Raw genomic sequence first — 17,069 nt, 5'->3', positions numbered from 1 at the left:
GGGTCAGGACGCATACCGCAGACCGCCCTCGCCCGCGCCGCGGCCCAGCATGGCCACCGCGTGCGCGGTCGAGGCGAGGGTCACGTGCCGGTGCCAGCCGCCGAACGAGCGGCCCGCGAAGTCCCGGACACCGACCTGGTCGGCGACCTCGTTGAAGTCCCGGTCCACCCGGTCGAGCAGTCGGCCGAGCCGCAGCAGCGCGGCCGGCTGGGCCTCCACCAGGTCGGTGAGCCACAGCTCGGTCGGCCAGCGGCGGCCGGGAGCGCTCACGCCGAGCAGCAGCAGCTCGTCGCCGCGGATCCCGCGCACCGGCATGGCGGGCCGCACCGGCGGTCCGGGCAGCCGGACCTTGACCCCTGCGACCAGGCTGGTCCTGGGCGCTCCCTGGGCGGTGTGGTCGGACCACACCACCGGCCGGCGCAGATCCCGGGCGGCGCCCATCAGCTGCTGGGCGGGCCGGAGTTCGACCGTCCGGCCGGGCAGCGCGGCGCCGGCCGGGGCCAGCGGCAGGTTGCCGTTGATCCGCACCAGCAGCGGGGTGGGCAGCGCCCGCAGCCGCCGGACGATCCGGCCGGCGTCCGCGTCGCCCGCGTCCACCACCACCGGGCGCATCGGCAGACCCCAGCGGGAGGTCATCCCGCGGAACGCCTCGACCGCGCAGTCGCCCAGGCTCTCCGCGTCCACGCCGTCCGGGATGGACGCCTGGCTGCGCCGGGGGCCGTCCTCCAGCCAGGCCTGCGACAGGTGCAGCCGCCAGTTCACCGGGTAGCTGGACTCCGCCGACGCGGCCCAGACCCCGATCGCCTGCTGGGCGTTGAGCACCTGGCCGAGCGAGGGGATGAATCTGCGGTCCACGCCGACCGAGTGCTCGCCGGCCTTCGGGATGACCGTCGGCCGCAGCACCCAGGCCTGCGGCGGCGCGATCCGGGCCAGGTGCTGGGCGAGCGCCTGGCGGACCGGACCCCAGTCCCAGGTGGAGCTGGCGATGAAGTGGTGCAGGCTCTGCTCGGCCGCCGCTCCGCCCACCACCGTGGCGATGTTGCGGATCGACTTGCGCCCCTCGGCGCCCAGCAGGCCGCGCACGTACTGCACGCCCTTGCGCCGCTGGTCGCTTCTGGGCAGCGAGGCGAGGACCACGGAGCAGAGCTCCTGGAGCATCACATCGTGGTGCGGATCGAAGGCCGCGGACGGCGCGGGCTTCGACGCGCCGGACGACTTGGGCGTACCGGGGTACAGGGCAAGGCTGCTCATGGGATCCCCCTCAGCTGGACGATTGGCTGGACCGCGCCGCTTCTCAACGCTAGGTCGGCAGCCCGGTCCGGCTAAGGTGCGCTCGTCACCCGGTTCGCCGCCCGGATGGTGGCCGCACCACCACCCCGGCCGTCCGCCCTCCCGCGATCCCGGCTCTCCCGCCGGGGCCGGTGTGGTGCGCCCACCACACACGGCAGGGCCCCCGCGGGGAGGGCGGACCTGTGTCCGCGCTCCCCTCGGGGGCCCTGCCGTCCCTTCCCGTCCCTTCCCGTCCCTTCCCCGTCCCCTCCCGTCAGCCGGTGAACTCCGCTGCGTGGTCCGCCGCCCACTCGGCGAAGGTGCGGGCCGGGCGGCCGGTGATCCGCTCCACGGTGTCGCTCAGGTGGCTGGGCACACCGTCCGAGTGCTCCCAGTAGCCGACCACCGCGTCCATCACCCAGATCGGCACGATCGGCTCCAGCGCGCGGCGGGCCTCGGCGTCGGTCAGCTCCTCGAAGACCAGCTCCCGGCCGATCACCTCGCCGATGATCTCCAGCTGCCGGCGCTGGGTGACCGACTCCGGGCCGCTCAGGAAGTACGCCTGGCCCTCGTGTCCCGGCTCGGTGAGCGCCTTGACCGCCACCGCCGCGATGTCCTTCTCGTGGATCGCGTCGCTGTGCGACCCGGGGTACGGGAAGCGCACCCGGCCCTCGGTCCGGATCGACTCCGGCCAGCCCCACATCAGGATGTTGGTGGCGAAGTTGTGCGGCCGCAGGAAGGTGTACGCGATGCCGGAGCCGGCGATCGCCTCCTCCACGGCCCGGTGCATCTCGGTGATCGGCTTCTGCTCCGGGAAGGCGTCCACGACGGTCTGCGAGGAGAGCAGGACGATCTGCTCGACCCCGGCGGCCCGGGCCGCGTCCAGGAAGTCGGCGATCCCCTGCGGCAGGGCGTAGAGGAACACCTTGCGCACCCCGGCCAGCGCGGCCGGCAGCGTCTCGGGGCTGAGCACGTCCGCCCGGACCACCTCGACCCCGGCCGGTACCGACAGCTTCTCGGGGTTGCGGGCACTGGCCCGGACCTTGGCTCCCGCCGCGACCAGCTGCTCCACCACGGAAGCACCCACCTGGCCGCCGGCTCCGATGACGAGGATCGGCTCGGTGTTCATAACAGTCTCTCCTGGTTTCAGATCTGAAAGTCGGTCAGATGTCCTGCGAGCGGGCGCTGTTCAGCCGATCTGTGGCACGCTGCGCTTGCGGGGCTTGGAGAACCGCTTGGTGATGGGCCGCTCGACCAGGGCGTACAGGGCCCAGGAGAGCAGGACGGCCACGCCGGCCTCGGCCACCAGGACGGCGGCACCGACGGGGGCGGAGAACATCCGGTCGCCCAGCAGGGTCCGACCGTAGGTCAGGACCACGAAGTGCAGCAGGTAGAAGGCGAACGAGATCTCGCCGAGCCACAGCATCGTCCGGTTGCGGAAGATGGTGAAGCGGTTCTCGGCGTCTGCGACGGCGGCGGCAGCGATCAGCAGGACGATCGGGATAATACAGGCCGCGCGCTGGCCGTACAGGTAGGGCACGTAGTACGTCAGGACGTAGCCGGCGACCAGGAGCACGCTCGACCAGATCATCCCGATGTTGCGCCAGCGGCCGTTCATCACCGCGTGGGCGACCAGCATGCCGAGCGCGAAGTCGAGCAGCCGCACCGGCGGCAGGACGTAGCTGAACCAGTACTGCGAGACGGAGCTGAGCTCACCGCCGGGGATGCCGGGGCCGGAGGGCAGCAGCGCGTAGGCGAGGGCGGGGGTGGCGATGATGCCGGCGACCGCGCCGCCGATCCAGTACTTCAGGTGCTGCGGGCGGATGCGCAGGAAGAGGCGGTGCAGCAGCGGGAACGAGGCGTAGAAGACGGCCTCCGCGCCGAGCGACCAACTCGGCGGGTCGACGCTGAAGTTGAGGTTGAAGTCGGGCGCCCAGACCTGAAGCATGAACAGGTTGGCGACGGCGTCGCGGATCGGTGTGTAGGCGCTGGCGAACAGCGCCATCGCCAGGCCCCAGGCCACCAGGTAGTTCGGGTAGATCTTCACGAACCGCCGCCGCCAGAAGGCCTTGGCGGTGTCCTGCTTTCTCGCCGACCAGGTCAGCACGAAGCCGCTGAGCACGAAGAAGAACGAGACGCCGAGGCCGCCCATCTGCCCGACGACCTTGTACAGGTCGAACTCGGCGGCGTCGTCGGCCAGCACCCGCATCGACGGGATCGGCAGCCCGGCGTGGTAGGCGAACACCAGCAGCGCGGCGGGGAACCGCAGGCCGGTCAGCGAGGGCAGCCGGGTGGTGAACGAGCGGCGGGACTCCGGCGCCCCGGTGGCGGGCGCCGCGGTCGCGGCCTCCTTGCCGGGGCTCGTGACGACGAGCTGGTCGATGGCCATGGGTAACCGTCCTTGGGTGCGGGCCGCCGGGGCCGTCGAGGGCCGGGGCGGCGGGGCAGCGGGCGAAGCGGTCGCGAGAAGGGAGTTCGCGGGCTTTCCTGGTTCTTCCGGGACCGCCGGGGCGGCCCTGCCCCTCAATTGCACTACACGGTGTAGGTGAAGCTCTGCCCTGCACCGTGTAGTGTGTCAGGTGTTTCGGTGAACCCCCGCTGACCTGCCCCTTTCAAACGGAGTTGACGAACGATCCGCTCGGCACGGGCCTGATCGGCGCCCCGCTGCCAGGATCAGGGACCATGCGCGCAGCCTTTATCGAGCAGTTGGGTCCGCCGCAGAACATCCACTACGGCGAGGTGCCGGCCCCGGTCGCGGGCCCGACGGACGTCCTGGTCGACGTCCTGGCGGTCTCGGTCAACCCGGTGGACACCTTCGTGAGATCGGGTGTGTTCCGGACCCCCGTCCCCTTCCCCTTCGTGATCGGCCGCGACCTGGTCGGCCGGGTCGCCTCGGCCGGACCGGGCGCCGCCGGCTTCGCCGAGGGCGACCTGGTCTGGTGCAACAGCCTCGGCCACGGCGGCCGGCAGGGCGCCGCGGCCGAACAGGCCGTGGTCCCGGCCGACCGGCTCTACCACCTCCCCGCCGGGGTGGACCCGGTCGAGGCCGTCGCCGTGGTGCACCCGGCCGGTACCGCCCACCTGGGCCTGTTCACCCACGGACAGCTCCGGGCCGGCGAGACAGTCCTGGTGGGCGGCGCCGCGGGCAACGTCGGAAGTGCCCTGCTGGTGCTGGCCGCCGAGGCCGGCGCCCGGGTCGTCGCCACCGCGGCGGCCCGGGACGCCGAGTACTGCCGATCGCTCGGCGCCGCCGAGGTGTTCGACTACCGCGACCCCGAGCTCACCCGCCTGGTGCACGCCACCTGCCCGCAGGGCATCGACGTCCACCTGGACACCTCCGGTGCCAACGAGCTCGCCGGCACCGTCGAACTGCTCGCCCCGCGCGGCCGGGTCGTGCTGCTCGCCGGCGCCTCCTCCAGACCCGAACTCCCGGTCGGTCCGCTCTACATGAAGGACTGCTCGATCAGAGGCTTCGTCATCTCCCACGCCTCGACCGCCGAGCTGGCCGAGGCGGCCGTCACCGTCAACCGGCTGCTGGCCGCCGGACGGCTGAGCCCCCGCTCCGTCCGGCGACTGCCGCTCAGCGCCGCCGCCGAGGTCCACCACCGCCTCGAACAGGGCGAGCTGAACGGCAGACGCGTCGTCCTCGTCCCCGAAACCCCGCCCCTGAACCCGTCCACCACCGAAAGGTAGAAGCCATGTCCTCCGCAGCAGCCGACCTGGCCGCCAGGCAGCGCCGCTCGGGCCTCACCCTGGCCCTGCTGGCGTTCGCCCAGCTCATCGTCTCCATCGACTACAACATCGTCTACGTGGCGCTCCCCGAGATCGGCAGCGGCCTCGGCTTCTCCGCCCAGACCCTGCAGTGGGTGGTCAGCGCCTACGCGGTGGCCTTCGGCGGCTTCCTGCTCTTCGGCGGCCGCGCCTCCGACCTGTTCGGCCGCCGCCGGATGTTCGTCCTCGGCCTCTCGCTGTACGCCGTCTCCTCGCTGATCGGCGGCCTGGCGAACACCCCCGCCCTGCTGGTCGGCGCCCGCGCCGTCCAGGGCCTCGGCGGCGCCTTCCTGTTCCCCGCCACCCTCGCCCTCGTGGTCACCAGCTTCAGCGAGGGCAAGGAGCGCAACCGGGCGCTCTCGGTGTGGGCCGCGGCCGGCGCCAGCGGCATGGTGATCGGCTCACTGCTCGGCGGCGTCCTCACCCAGGCGTTCGGCTGGCAGGCCGTGTTCTACGTCAACGTGCCACTGGCCGGCGGCGCGGCGCTGCTCGCCCTCTCCCTGATCACCCCGGACGGCGCCCGCGAGAAGGGCCGCCGCTTCGACCTGCCGGGCGCGCTGACCGCCACCGTCGGCGCCACCCTGGTCGTCTTCACCCTGGTCCAGGCCCCCGAGTCCGGCTGGACCTCCCCGCTGATCCTCACCAGCGCCGTGGTCGGCCTGGCCCTGGTCGCCGCCTTCATCGCCATCGAGGCCCGCAGCTCGGACCCGCTGATGCCGCTGCGGCTGTTCCGCAACCCCAACCTCAGCACCGGCGTCGCCACCACCTTCCTGTTCATGGCGACCTTCGGCACCCTGCTGTACTTCCTGACCGTCTACTTCCAGACCGTGCACGGCTACAGCGCGCTGGAGACCGGCATCGCCTTCCTGATCCCGATGGTGGCCGGCTTCCTCGGCTCCATGCTCGGCGGCAGGCTGGCCACCCGCTTCGGCATCCGGCCCACCCTGATCGCCAGCTTCGTGATCGGCGGCGCCGGCACCCTGGCCATGGGCCTGGCGATGTCCCCCGACGGCTCCTACCTCGCGCTGCTGCCCGGCCTGGTCGTGCTCAGCGTCTGCCAGGGCGTCATCTTCACCACCATGTTCGCCGCCTCCTCCACCGGCGTGCACCCGTACGAGCAGGGCATCGCCTCCGGCATCGTCTCCACCGGCCAGCAGGTCGGCAGCGCGGTCGGCCTGGCCGTCCTGGTCGCCATCGCCAACTCCGGCACCGAGGGGCTGACCGGCGAGGCGCTGCGCACCGCCTCCAACGACGGCCTGCGCACCGCGGTGTTCGTCGCCACCGTGGGCATCGTCCTGCTGGTCCTGGTCGCGCTGAACTTCAAGCGGGCCCCGCAGGCCGGCGCGGAGCCGGACGCCGACCGGCAGGCGGCGTCGGCGCCGGTCGCCGAGGCCGTCGCCTCCTGAATCCGGCCGGCCGCTCACGGACCTGACACTCTGTCGGTCGTCCGCATGCGAGGCAACCCGGCGCCGGACTTGAATGGACCCCGGACACCACGCCGCAGCCGACTGCCCTACACGGAGTAGATCAACAGCAACACCCGGCGGTACCTCCGTCGTCCGTGTTGTCCCACCGACACCATGAGGAGAGAAACCACCATGCCTTCCGTCTCCGCAGGCACCGCCCAGGTCAGCTACCGGGCCGAGGGCTCCGGCCCGGGCCTGGTCCTCATCCACGGCACCGGCTTCGGCGCCGAGGGCACCTGGGGCCACCTGGTCGAGCACTTCCGCGACCGCCGCACCGTGATCCTGCCGGACTTCTCCGGCTGCGGTGAGACCACGGACGACGGCGGCGAGCTGACCGTCGAGATCCTCGCCGAGCAGATCATCGCCGTCATCGAGGAGGCCGGCGACGGCCCGGTCGACATCGCCGGCTTCTCGCTCGGCTCGGTGGTCGGCGCGGCCGTCGCGGCGACCCGCCCGGACCTGGTCCGCCGGCTGGTCCTCACCGCCGGCTGGACCCACCCCGGCGACGAGTACCTGCGCAACATGATGTCCGCCTGGCGCGCCATGGCCGGCAACGCCGAGGCCTTCGGCCGGTTCGGCACGCTGACCGCGTTCAGCCCGGGCTTCCTCAACATCCTGGGCAGGGAGACGATCGAGAACATCGTCGCCGGCAACCAGGCCACCGAGGGCGCCCTGCGCCACATCGATCTCAACCTGCGGCTCGACATCCGCGACCTGCTCCCGAAGATCGAGGCCGAGACCCTGGTGATCGGCTGCACCCAGGACATCACCGTCCCGGTCGCCCTCACCCGCGACCTGCACGCCCAGCTCCCGGGCAGCACCTACGCCGAGCTCGACAGCGGCCACGTCGCCGTCCTGGAGAAGTCCGCCGAGCTGGTCAAGCTCATCCAGGACTTCATCCACCAGGGCTGAGCCCCCTCGCAGGACCGGTCCCGGCGCCCCTCGGACACCTCCCGAGGGGCGCTCCGGGCGTCCGGGCCGCCCCCGCACGCCCCGCCGGACGATCCGCCAAGGCCGCCTCACCTCTCCCTCCGGTTGTTCTGTGACACTTGAAGGGTTGAAAAACCGAGGTGCGCCCTGCCCGTGCCTCCCTGCAACCTAGAGGGATGCCCCCAGTGAGTTCTCCCGTAGTCCAGCCCGCCGATGCAGCCACCATCGGAGCGCTGGCCGCCCGGCTGCCCGAGCTGATGCTCCGCGACCAGCAGCGGATCGGCCGACGGCTGGACGGCACCCGCCGGGTCCGCAGCCCCGAGGCCCGGCAGAAGATCGCCGACGAGCTGGCCGCCGACATCGCCAAGGCCGAGCTCCGGATGGAGCAGCGCCGCGCGGCCGTCCCCGCGATCAGCTATCCGCAAGAGCTTCCGGTCAGCCAGAAGAAGGACGACATCCTGGCCGCGATCCGCGACCACCAGGTGGTGATCGTCGCGGGTGAGACCGGCTCCGGCAAGACCACCCAGATCCCGAAGATCTGTCTGGAGCTGGGCCGCGGCGTCAAGGGCCTGATCGGCCACACCCAGCCCCGCCGGATCGCCGCCCGCACGGTCGCCGACCGGGTCGCCGAGGAGCTGGCCACCCCGCTCGGCGAGGCCGTGGGCTGGAAGGTCCGCTTCACCGACCAGGTCGGCCAGGACACCCTGGTCAAGCTGATGACCGACGGCATCCTGCTCGCCGAGATCCAGACCGACCGCGAGCTGCGCCAGTACGACACCCTGATCATCGACGAGGCCCACGAGCGCAGCCTCAACATCGACTTCCTGCTCGGCTACCTGAAACAGCTGCTCCCCCGCCGCCCCGACCTCAAGGTCGTGATCACCTCGGCGACCATCGACCCCGAGCGCTTCGCCGAGCACTTCGGCGACGCCCCCATCGTCGAGGTCTCCGGCCGCACCTACCCGGTCGAGGTCCGCTACCGCCCGCTCGTCGAGGAGGGCACGGACGAGGACGAGGCGGACCGCGACCGCGACCGCGACCAGGTCCAGGCGATCTGCGACGCGGTGGAGGAGCTCCAGGCCGAGGGCCAGGGCGACATCCTGGTCTTCCTGTCCGGCGAACGCGAGATCCGCGACACCGCGGACGCCCTCACCAAGCTGAGGCTGAAGTTCACCGAGATCCTCCCGCTCTACGCCCGGCTCTCCTCCGCCGAGCAGCACCGGGTCTTCCAGCGCTCCAACAGCCGCCGCGTGGTGCTCGCCACCAACGTCGCCGAGACCTCGCTGACCGTCCCGGGCATCAAGTACGTGATCGACCCCGGCACCGCCCGGATCTCCCGCTACAGCCACCGCACCAAGGTGCAGCGGCTGCCGATCGAGGCGGTCAGCCAGGCCAGCGCCAACCAGCGCAAGGGCCGCTGCGGCCGTACCTCGGACGGCATCTGCATCCGGCTCTACTCGGAGGAGGACTTCCTCTCCCGCCCCGAGTTCACCGACGCCGAGATCCTGCGCACCAACCTCGCCTCGGTCATCCTCCAGATGACGGCGGCCGGCCTGGGCGACATCGCCGCCTTCCCGTTCCTCGACCCGCCGGACTCGCGCAACATCAAGGACGGCATCAGCCTCCTGCACGAGCTCGGCGCCCTCGATCCGGAGGAGAAGGACCACCGCAAGCGCCTCACCCCGCTCGGCCGCAAGCTCGCCCAGCTGCCGGTGGACCCCCGGATGGCCCGGATGGTGCTGGCGGCCGACGAGCTCGGCTGCGTCCGCGACGTGATGGTGATCGCCGCCGCGCTCTCCATCCAGGACCCGCGCGAGCGCCCGGCCGAGAAGCGCCAGGCCGCCGACGACCGGCACCGCCGGTTCACCTCCGAGACCTCCGACTTCCTCTCCTACCTCGCCATGTGGCGTTACGTCAGGGAGCAGCAGCAGGAGCTCTCCTCCTCGGCCTTCCGCCGGATGTGCAAGACGGAGTTCCTGAACTACCTGCGGATACGCGAGTGGCAGGACGTCTACACCCAGCTGCGCACGGTCGCCAAGCAGCTCGGCGTCACGATCGACGAGCCGCACCCCGACGCCGAGCCGGACGCCGACCGGATCCACCAGGCGCTGCTGTCCGGCCTGCTCTCCCACATCGGCCTGTTCGACGTGGAGAAGCGCGAGTACGGCGGCGCCCGCGGCTCGCGCTTCGCGGTCTTCCCCGGTTCCGGCCTGTTCAAGAAGCCGCCGCGCTGGGTGATGTCCGCCGAGCTGGTGGAGACCTCCCGGCTGTGGGCCCGGGTCAACGCGAAGATCGAGCCGGAGTGGGTCGAGCCGCTGGCCGGCCATCTGATCAAGCGGACGTACAGCGAGCCGCACTGGGAGAAGAAGGCCGGTGCCGTCCTGGCCTTCGAGAAGGTGACGCTGTACGGCGTGCCGATCGTCGCCCAGCGCAAGGTCAACTACGGCCGGATCGACCAGGAGCTCTGCCGCGAGCTGTTCATCCGCAACGCGCTGGTCGAGGGCGACTGGGAGACGCACCACCGGTTCTTCGCGGAGAACCGCACACTGCTCTCCGAGGTCGAGGAACTGGAGAACCGGGCCCGCCGCCGCGACATCATGGTGGACGACCAGACCCTGTTCGACTTCTACGACGCCCGGCTGCCGGAGGAGATCGTCTCCACCCGGCACTTCGACTCCTGGTGGAAGAAGGCCCGGCACGAGCAGCCGGACCTGCTGAACTTCGAGAAGTCGATGCTGATGAACGAGTCGGCCGACGGGGTCACCGAGGCCGACTACCCGGACTACTGGCAGCAGGGCAAGCTCCGCTTCAAGCTGACCTACCAGTTCGAGCCGGGCAGCGATGCGGACGGCGTGACGGTGCACATCCCGCTGCCGGTGCTGAACCAGGTCACCTCCGAGGGCTTCGACTGGCAGATCCCGGGCCTGCGGGCCGAACTGGTCACCGCGTACATCCGGGCCCTGCCGAAGGCGATCCGGCGCAACTTCGTACCGGCCCCGGACTTCGCGGCCGCCGCGCTGCGCCAGGTACCAGGCCGTCAGGAGCCACTGCTGCCGACCCTGGAGCGGGTCCTGCAGCGGATGTCCGGGATCGTGATCCCGCCGGAGGCCTGGGACGACTCCCGGGTGCCGGACCACCTTCGGGTGACCTTCCGGGTGGTGGACGGCAAGCGGAAGCTGGCCGAGTCCAAGGACCTGGAGGACCTGCGGCTGAAGCTCAAGCCCAAGCTGAGCGAGACGCTCTCCTCCGCCGCCTCGGGCAAGGGCATCGAACAGCGCGGTCTGAGCGCCTGGCCGGACGGGCTGCCGACCCTGCAGCGCACCTTCGAGCAGCGCTCGCGCGGCCATTCGCTGCGGGCCTACCCGGCGCTGGTGGACGAGAGCGACTCGGTGGCGATCAAGCTCTACGACACCCCCGAGGACCAGCGGCAGGCGATGTGGGCGGGCACCCGGCGGCTGCTGATGCTCCGGATCAACTCCCCCGCCAAGTCGATCCAGGGCCGCCTGGGCAACCAGGCCAAGCTCGCCCTCTCGCACAACCCGCACGGCTCGGTGCCCGCGCTGTTCGAGGACATCGTGGCCGCCGCCACCGACCGGCTGATGGCCCTGCACGGCGGCCCGGCCTGGGACGAGGCGGCCTTCACCAAGCTGTACGACAAGGTGCGGGCCGACCTGTACGAACTGTCCGCGGACACCACGCTCAAGACGGCGACCGCGCTGATCGCCTTCCAGAAGGCCTCGAACCGGTTGAAGTCGGTGAGCAGCCCGGTCCTGCTGACCGCGGTCAACGACGTCCGGCTGCACCTGGCCTCCCTGGTGCACGCCGGCTTCGTCACCGAGACCGGCTGGCAGCGGCTGCCCGACCTGAAGCGCTATCTGATCGCGGTCGACCGCCGCCTGGAGGCGCTGCCGAACCACCCGCAGCGGGACCTGCAGCACCTGCAGAAGGTCCAGGACGTCCAGCGGGCCTACGGCGAGCTGCTGGCCCGGGTACCGGCCGGCCGGCAGCCGTCGGCGGAGATCCGGCAGATCCGCTGGATGATCGAGGAGCTCCGGGTGAGCTTCTTCGCGCAGGGCCTGGGCACCCCGACCCCGGTCTCCGAGAAGCGCATCCTCAAGGCGATGGAGGCCGCCGCGGGCACGCTCTGAGCTGCGGCGGGGGCCTCCGGCGGCCGGTTCGACCTGGGGGCCCCACATGCAGTACGATCTGTCTTGTTCGCAGCGAGAGCAGGCGGACAAGGATCAGATCTCTGGTCCCGTGGAGCAGTTGGTTAGCTCGCCACCCTGTCAAGGTGGAGGTCGCGGGTTCAAGTCCCGTCGGGATCGCAGTTGCGAGAGGCCCGGAACCGTAAGGTTCCGGGCCTCTCCGTTTTTCCCGACGCACCGTCAGGCCCGCCTACCGCAGCCTAGGTCTAGACCACAAGGTAACGGCTGCGTGACGGTCGTCACTTATCTTTTCCTGAGATCCGACATGACGCACCCCTCTCGGGGTCGCCATAATTTAATATATAAAATTGCACAGGTATTCACTGAATTCCCCCCACCCCCACCAGCCCCAATAGGAATGCCCGATTCCGGGCGCCTCCCGAGGGGATTTCCGGACATGCCGAAGGGGCCGCATCCCGGACCCGGCGGAGTCCAGGGATACAGCCCCTTCGGAAATGACGTCAGCGAGGCCCTCAGGCCTCGGTACGCTGCGCCGGAATCCCGGCCAGCAGAGCGCGCACCTCCGCCTCACGGTACCGGCGGTGGCCGCCGAGAGTGCGAATAGACGTGAGCTTGCCGGCCTTGGCCCAACGGGTAACCGTCTTGGGGTCAACGCGGAACATCGTGGCTACCTCTGCCGGCGTCAGCAGCGGCTCAGCGTCAGGGGTACGAGCGGTCATGAGCGGCCTCCTCGGGAGAACCGAACCAGGGCGGTTCTATCCTTCAAATTCTGCACCTTGGCCCGCGATGCCCGAAATGGCACAGACGGGCCGAGTCGGTTATAGGACGAACGGCTTGTCCTGGTGTCTACAACTACACCATCCGTCCAGCCCCATCGACCAAACCGCCAAAATTGACCCCTCACGGGCTCAAGAGCGACGGATGGCCATGGACCCTCCCATAGCGGACAGTCACCCCGCGGTGACGTCCGGTTACGGTAGGACCAGACCCGCTGTTTCTCCGCAAAGGACACACTGCCGTCAGATCCACCCAAAAGTGGACACACCTGAGTGAACTTGGGCTGGTTGTCCCATTTTTGCACATAGGGGTAAGTTCGCGTCAACGGTGAGTAGTGTCACGTTCGAGAGGTATTGACCCGAACCGGGACCATAGTCACGCACTCCGGGCCGAAGGTCCGTACCTTCCTCACCACATCCTCACCCGCCCCACTGACATCGGGCCAGAGCCCCCCACCACCCCCGGGGTGAGCGGACGTCAGCTGGTCTGCCGCAGCGCCAGCACCCGCCGCCAGCGCGCCGTCACCGACTCGTACGCCCGGGCCGCCGCCGCGCCGTCCCCGGCCCGCAGCGCGCCCAGCCCCGCCTCGATCTCCCCGACCGAGTGCTCCTCGGCCAGCCAGCCGGGCCCGAGCAGGTGCACCAGCCCCCCGTAGTCCAGCTCCACCAGGGAGCGCGGGTGGAACTCCTCCAGCCAGCGGCCGACCTGCTCCACCTCCTTCACCAGCCCGCGCGGCCGCCCCGCCTCCGCGGGGGTGCGCAGCCGCAGCGCCCGGTACCCCCGGGCCACCCGGCGGCGGGCCTGCACCATCGAGGTCAGGTAGAACAGCGCGGCCGGCTCCCCGCCGCCCTGCGCACCCCGGTCCGGCACCGCCGGCAGGTACCGCCGGTCCTCCTCCCCGAACGGCACGAACCAGCGCAGCGGCACCTCCCACCGGCTGGTCTGGATCCACGGCCGGGCGTCCGGGTGCGCCAGCCGCCAGCGCTCGCGGTCGGCCAGCGCGGCGGCCCGGACGGCCGGCGGCAGCACGGTGTCCAGCAGGGCCGTCGGCAGCGCCCCGGACAGCTCGTCCAGCGCCTGCCAGCTGCGCAGCCGGGTGGTCCACGGGCAGATGTAGGTGACCCCGTCCACCAGCCGCACGTAGGCCCGCCCGTCCTCGCGCTCGGGCAGCGGCCGCGGGGTGCGGGCCGCCAGCTCGGCCAGCGCCGCGCGCTGCTCGGCCAGCGCCGCCCCGGCCACCGGGCGGTGCGGGCCGGCCGCCTGCGGCCCGTGCGCGGCCGCCCAGGCCTGCCAGCGGGCCCGCTCCGGCTCCGGGTAGGCGGCGAGCGGCTCGTACACCCGCAGGTGCGCGGCGTACGGCGGCAGAACCGAGGTGTGCACAGCGGTCACAGAACGCATCGTCGCACGTACCCCGGGCCACCGGGGAGGGTGCCGACCGGGCGGTCGGCTCGTTATGTCTCAGGGACCGTCAGGGGGCAGCTCAGGGCCCACCTCCGGGGCTAGGCTTCGATACAGACGCCCGCACCACAGCCGCGGGCCCGCAAATACTGGAGTCACCACAGTGACCGACGTACACACCGCATCCGCCCCGCACACCGCACCGGGCGTGCTCGGCAGGATCTTCGGTACCGCTCAGGACGGCGCTCCCGGCGACGGCCACGAGCAGGTCGTCCTCTGCCACGACCGGTCCTCCGGTCTCAAGGCGATCATCGCCATCCACTCCACCGCGCTCGGCCCCGCCCTCGGCGGCACCCGCTTCCACCGGTACGACACCGAGGAGGAGGCGCTGGAGGACGCGCTGCGGCTGTCCCGCGGCATGAGCTACAAGAACGCGCTGGCCGGCCTCGACCTCGGCGGCGGCAAGGCCGTCATCATCGGCGACCCGAACGAGGTGAAGACCGAGGCGCTGCTGCGCGCCTACGGCCGCTTCGTGCAGTCCCTGCGCGGCCGCTACATCACCGCCTGCGACGTGGGCACCTACGTCCAGGACATGGACGTGGTGGCCCGGGAGACCGAGTTCGTCACCGGCCGCTCCCCGGAGAACGGCGGCGCCGGCGACTCCTCCATCCTCACCGCCTTCGGCGTCTTCCAGGGCATGCGCGCCTCCGCGCAGGCCCGCTGGGGCCAGCCCACCCTGCGCGGCAAGCGGGTCGGTGTGGCGGGCGTCGGCAAGGTCGGCCACTACCTGGTCGGCCACCTGGTCGCGGACGGCGCCGCCGTGGTCGTCACGGACGTCTCCGAGGCCGCCGTGAACCGGGTCCGGGCCGCCCACCCGGAGGTCGAGGTGGTCGCCGACACCGCCGCCCTGCTCCAGGCCAAGCTGGACGTCTACGCCCCCTGCGCGCTCGGCGGCGCGCTGGACGACCTCACGGTGGCTGCGCTGGGCGCGGAGGGCACCGCGGTGGTCTGCGGCGCGGCCAACAACCAGCTGGCCCACCCCGGCGTCGAGAAGGACCTGGCCGACCGCGGCATCCTCTACGCGCCGGACTACCTGGTGAACTCCGGCGGCGTGATCCAGGTCGCGGACGAGATCGAGGGCTTCAACTTCGAGCGCGCGAAGAACAAGGCCACCAAGATCTTCGACACCACCCTGGAGATCTTCACCCGGGCCTCGCTGGACGGCGTCCCGCCGGCGGTCGCCGCCGACCGCCTGGCCGAGAAGCGGATGCGTGAGATCAGCGCGCTGCGCTCGGTCCTGCTGCCCGGTGCACGCAGGGCCTGACCCTGAGTGAGGGGGGCGGATCCGATCCGCCCCCCTCGCATCACAATGTGGAACCGGATTCTCAGTTCGTAGCCCGATCGGGGGATCCTCAGGGCCCTGTCAGGGGATAATCTCTGCGGGTACGACGGGTCCGGCCAAGCTCCGGGCAGCCTGTAAAAGCCCTGAAACCCTCCTGTGACCTGGATCGACCCGGTCTCGGGGGGCGAGGGTGCGCGCCACGTCACACGCGTGACGTACCGTACGGCGGCGGAAACAGGTACCGTTAATGCTCCAAGGGACGGCTTTCCCACTTCGGGCAGGCCGGCCTGATGATCCACACGTGTCAGACTCGGGGCCGTGAGCCCCATCGTTGAGGGGGTCGACCCATGGGGCGCGGCCGGGCCAAGGCCAAGCAGACGAAGGTCGCCCGCGAGCTGAAGTACAACAGCGGCGGGTTCGATGCCAACCGTCTGTCCAGCGAGCTGGGCGTATCGCCCTCTACCGCTTCGATCGAGCCTGAGCCGATCGAGGACGAGGACGAGGACGATCCCTACGCGGCGTACGCGGATTACTACGCCGACGATGAGGACGACGACGCGGAGGCCGACAGCGGCCAGTCCCGCCGCCGGGCGTAACAGCTGACTCCGGGCCGGTCCAGGCGCTCACCGAGCGCCGGGCCGGTCTTCGGCGTACCCGCGTACGGCAGCGGCCGGACACGGCGGAGGGGCCCCCGATCCCGGGGGCCCCTCCGGTGTGCCGGCCGGACTCAGGCGAGCTCGAAGCCGTCGTACGCGTTGTAGAGCGCCGCGCCGCCGTCGTGCTCGGCGCCGCGGTCCACGATGTCGCCGAGCAGCCAGGCCTCGACCCCGCGGTCCTCCAGGATCGACAGCACCACGTCCACCGACTCCGGCGGGACGACGGCGACCATGCCGACGCCCATGTTCAGGGTCTTCTCGATCTCCAGGGCGGTCATCCGGCCGACCTGGGCGACGGTCTGGAACACCGGCAGCGGCGACCAGGTGCCGCGGTCCAGGCGGGCGTGCAGACCGTCCGGGATGACCCGGGCCAGGTTGGCGGCGAGGCCGCCGCCGGTGACGTGCGAGAAGGCGTGGATCTCGGTGGCCCGGGTGAGCGCGAGGCAGTCCAGCGAGTAGATCCGGGTCGGCTCCAGCAGCTCCTCGCCGAGGGTGCGGCCGAACTCCTCGACCTGGCGGTCGAGCTTCCAGCCGGCCTGGTTCAGCAGCACGTGGCGCACCAGCGAGTAGCCGTTGGAGTGCAGGCCGGAGGCGGCCATCGCGATCACCACGTCGCCCGCGCGGACCCGCTCTGCGCCCAGCAGCGCGTCGGCCTCGACCACACCGGTGCCGGCCCCGGCCACGTCGTAGTCGTCCGGGCCGAGCAGACCGGGGTGCTCGGCGGTCTCGCCGCCGATCAGCGAGCAGCCGGCCAGGGTGCAGCCCTCCGCGATGCCCTTGACGATGGCGGCGACCCGCTCGGGGTGCACCTTGCCGACGCAGATGTAGTCGGTCATGAAGAGCGGCTCGGCGCCGCAGACCACCAGATCGTCGACGACCATGCCGACCAGGTCGTGGCCGATGGTGTCGTGCTTGTCCATGGCCTGGGCGATGGCCACCTTGGTGCCCACGCCGTCGGTGGCGGAGGCCAGCAGCGGACGCTCGTAGCGCTTGAAGGCGGAGGCGTCGAAGAGGCCCGCGAAGCCGCCGAGGCCGCCGACCACCTCGGGGCGGTTGGTCTTGCGCACCCACTGCTTCATGAGCTCGACGGCGCGGTCGCCGGCCTCGATGTCGACGCCTGCGGCGGCGTAGGTGGCGCCGCTCTGGTTGCTGGTCACTGCGGTGGCCCTTTCGGGTCAGTGGGGGGTGGAAATCAGGGGGTGGTCAACCACAGGGGCGCGGGAGTCCGCGCGGCCGTGGCACGGGGTACGTGCGGGTGCGGCCGCGCGGTTCCCCGCGCCCCTGCTGTGGTTGC

At 71.3% G+C, this 17,069-nt stretch carries 12 protein-coding genes and 1 tRNA gene; 7 read left to right on the top strand and 6 right to left on the bottom strand.

Going from position 1 to position 17,069, the window contains the following annotated elements:
* Positions 1-3: 3 nt before the first annotated feature.
* The 3 genes from OG871_RS20665 to OG871_RS20655 all read right to left on the bottom strand — a co-directional run bounded on the left by OG871_RS20665 (position 4) and on the right by OG871_RS20655 (position 3,658).
* Positions 4-1,251, bottom strand: a complete 1,248-nt coding sequence (locus OG871_RS20665) for an IS701 family transposase (protein WP_371498447.1) — start codon at positions 1,249-1,251, stop codon at positions 4-6.
* A 292-nt stretch (positions 1,252-1,543) separates the two neighbouring features.
* On the bottom strand, positions 1,544-2,398 hold the full coding sequence (locus tag OG871_RS20660) for an NAD(P)H-binding protein (protein WP_371498446.1): 855 nt from the start codon (positions 2,396-2,398) through the stop codon (positions 1,544-1,546).
* Between the two features lie 60 nt (positions 2,399-2,458).
* Positions 2,459-3,658, bottom strand: a complete 1,200-nt coding sequence (locus OG871_RS20655) for an acyltransferase family protein (protein ID WP_371498445.1) — start codon at positions 3,656-3,658, stop codon at positions 2,459-2,461.
* A 293-nt stretch (positions 3,659-3,951) separates the two neighbouring features.
* Here OG871_RS20655 and OG871_RS20650 point away from each other — a divergent pair, with 293 nt between their 5' ends.
* The 5 genes from OG871_RS20650 (at position 3,952) to OG871_RS20630 (ending at position 11,761) form a co-directional block, all read left to right on the top strand.
* Positions 3,952-4,962 carry an NADPH:quinone reductase gene (locus OG871_RS20650; RefSeq protein WP_371498444.1) on the top strand — a complete coding sequence of 337 codons (1,011 nt, stop codon included), beginning with the start codon at positions 3,952-3,954 and terminating at the stop codon, positions 4,960-4,962.
* Between the two features lie 5 nt (positions 4,963-4,967).
* The gene (locus OG871_RS20645) at positions 4,968-6,446 is read left to right on the top strand and encodes an MFS transporter (RefSeq protein WP_371498443.1); all 1,479 of its coding nucleotides are present in this window, start codon (positions 4,968-4,970) and stop codon (positions 6,444-6,446) included.
* A gap of 192 nt (positions 6,447-6,638) precedes the next feature.
* The gene (locus tag OG871_RS20640) at positions 6,639-7,418 is read left to right on the top strand and encodes an alpha/beta fold hydrolase (protein WP_371498442.1); all 780 of its coding nucleotides are present in this window, start codon (positions 6,639-6,641) and stop codon (positions 7,416-7,418) included.
* A 194-nt stretch (positions 7,419-7,612) separates the two neighbouring features.
* Positions 7,613-11,584, top strand: coding sequence for an ATP-dependent RNA helicase HrpA (gene hrpA / locus OG871_RS20635; protein ID WP_371498441.1), 3,972 nt, complete (start codon positions 7,613-7,615; stop codon positions 11,582-11,584).
* A 103-nt stretch (positions 11,585-11,687) separates the two neighbouring features.
* Positions 11,688-11,761 (top strand) — tRNA-Asp (locus tag OG871_RS20630).
* A gap of 353 nt (positions 11,762-12,114) precedes the next feature.
* Here the strand turns inward: OG871_RS20630 and bldC are convergent.
* Together bldC and OG871_RS20620 are read right to left on the bottom strand one after the other, a co-directional pair.
* Positions 12,115-12,321 carry a developmental transcriptional regulator BldC gene (gene bldC, locus OG871_RS20625; RefSeq protein ID WP_014137253.1) on the bottom strand — a complete coding sequence of 69 codons (207 nt, stop codon included), beginning with the start codon at positions 12,319-12,321 and terminating at the stop codon, positions 12,115-12,117.
* A 535-nt stretch (positions 12,322-12,856) separates the two neighbouring features.
* Positions 12,857-13,777 (bottom strand): hypothetical protein, encoded by a 921-nt coding sequence (locus OG871_RS20620; RefSeq protein ID WP_371498440.1) that lies wholly within the window; start codon positions 13,775-13,777, stop codon positions 12,857-12,859.
* Positions 13,778-13,940: 163 nt separating this feature from the next.
* On the opposite strand from OG871_RS20620, the gene OG871_RS20615 reads away from it, so the two are divergent.
* Together OG871_RS20615 and OG871_RS20610 are read left to right on the top strand one after the other, a co-directional pair.
* Positions 13,941-15,101: a Glu/Leu/Phe/Val dehydrogenase dimerization domain-containing protein gene (locus OG871_RS20615; RefSeq protein WP_371498439.1), complete on the top strand. Its 1,161-nt coding sequence runs from the start codon at positions 13,941-13,943 to the stop codon at positions 15,099-15,101.
* A gap of 365 nt (positions 15,102-15,466) precedes the next feature.
* Positions 15,467-15,715, top strand: a complete 249-nt coding sequence (locus OG871_RS20610) for a DUF3073 domain-containing protein (protein WP_371498438.1) — start codon at positions 15,467-15,469, stop codon at positions 15,713-15,715.
* Between the two features lie 131 nt (positions 15,716-15,846).
* On the opposite strand, the gene purM is transcribed toward OG871_RS20610, so the two are convergent.
* Entirely contained in the window at positions 15,847-16,932 is a 1,086-nt protein-coding gene (gene purM, locus OG871_RS20605) for a phosphoribosylformylglycinamidine cyclo-ligase (protein ID WP_371498437.1), read from the bottom strand.
* Positions 16,933-17,069 lie beyond the last annotated feature (137 nt).

Source organism: Kitasatospora sp. NBC_00374 (assembly GCF_041434935.1).
GTDB lineage: Bacteria > Actinomycetota > Actinomycetes > Streptomycetales > Streptomycetaceae > Kitasatospora.
Note: the sequence above shows the minus strand (reverse complement) of the source record. Positions and strands in the feature narration are given on the sequence as shown.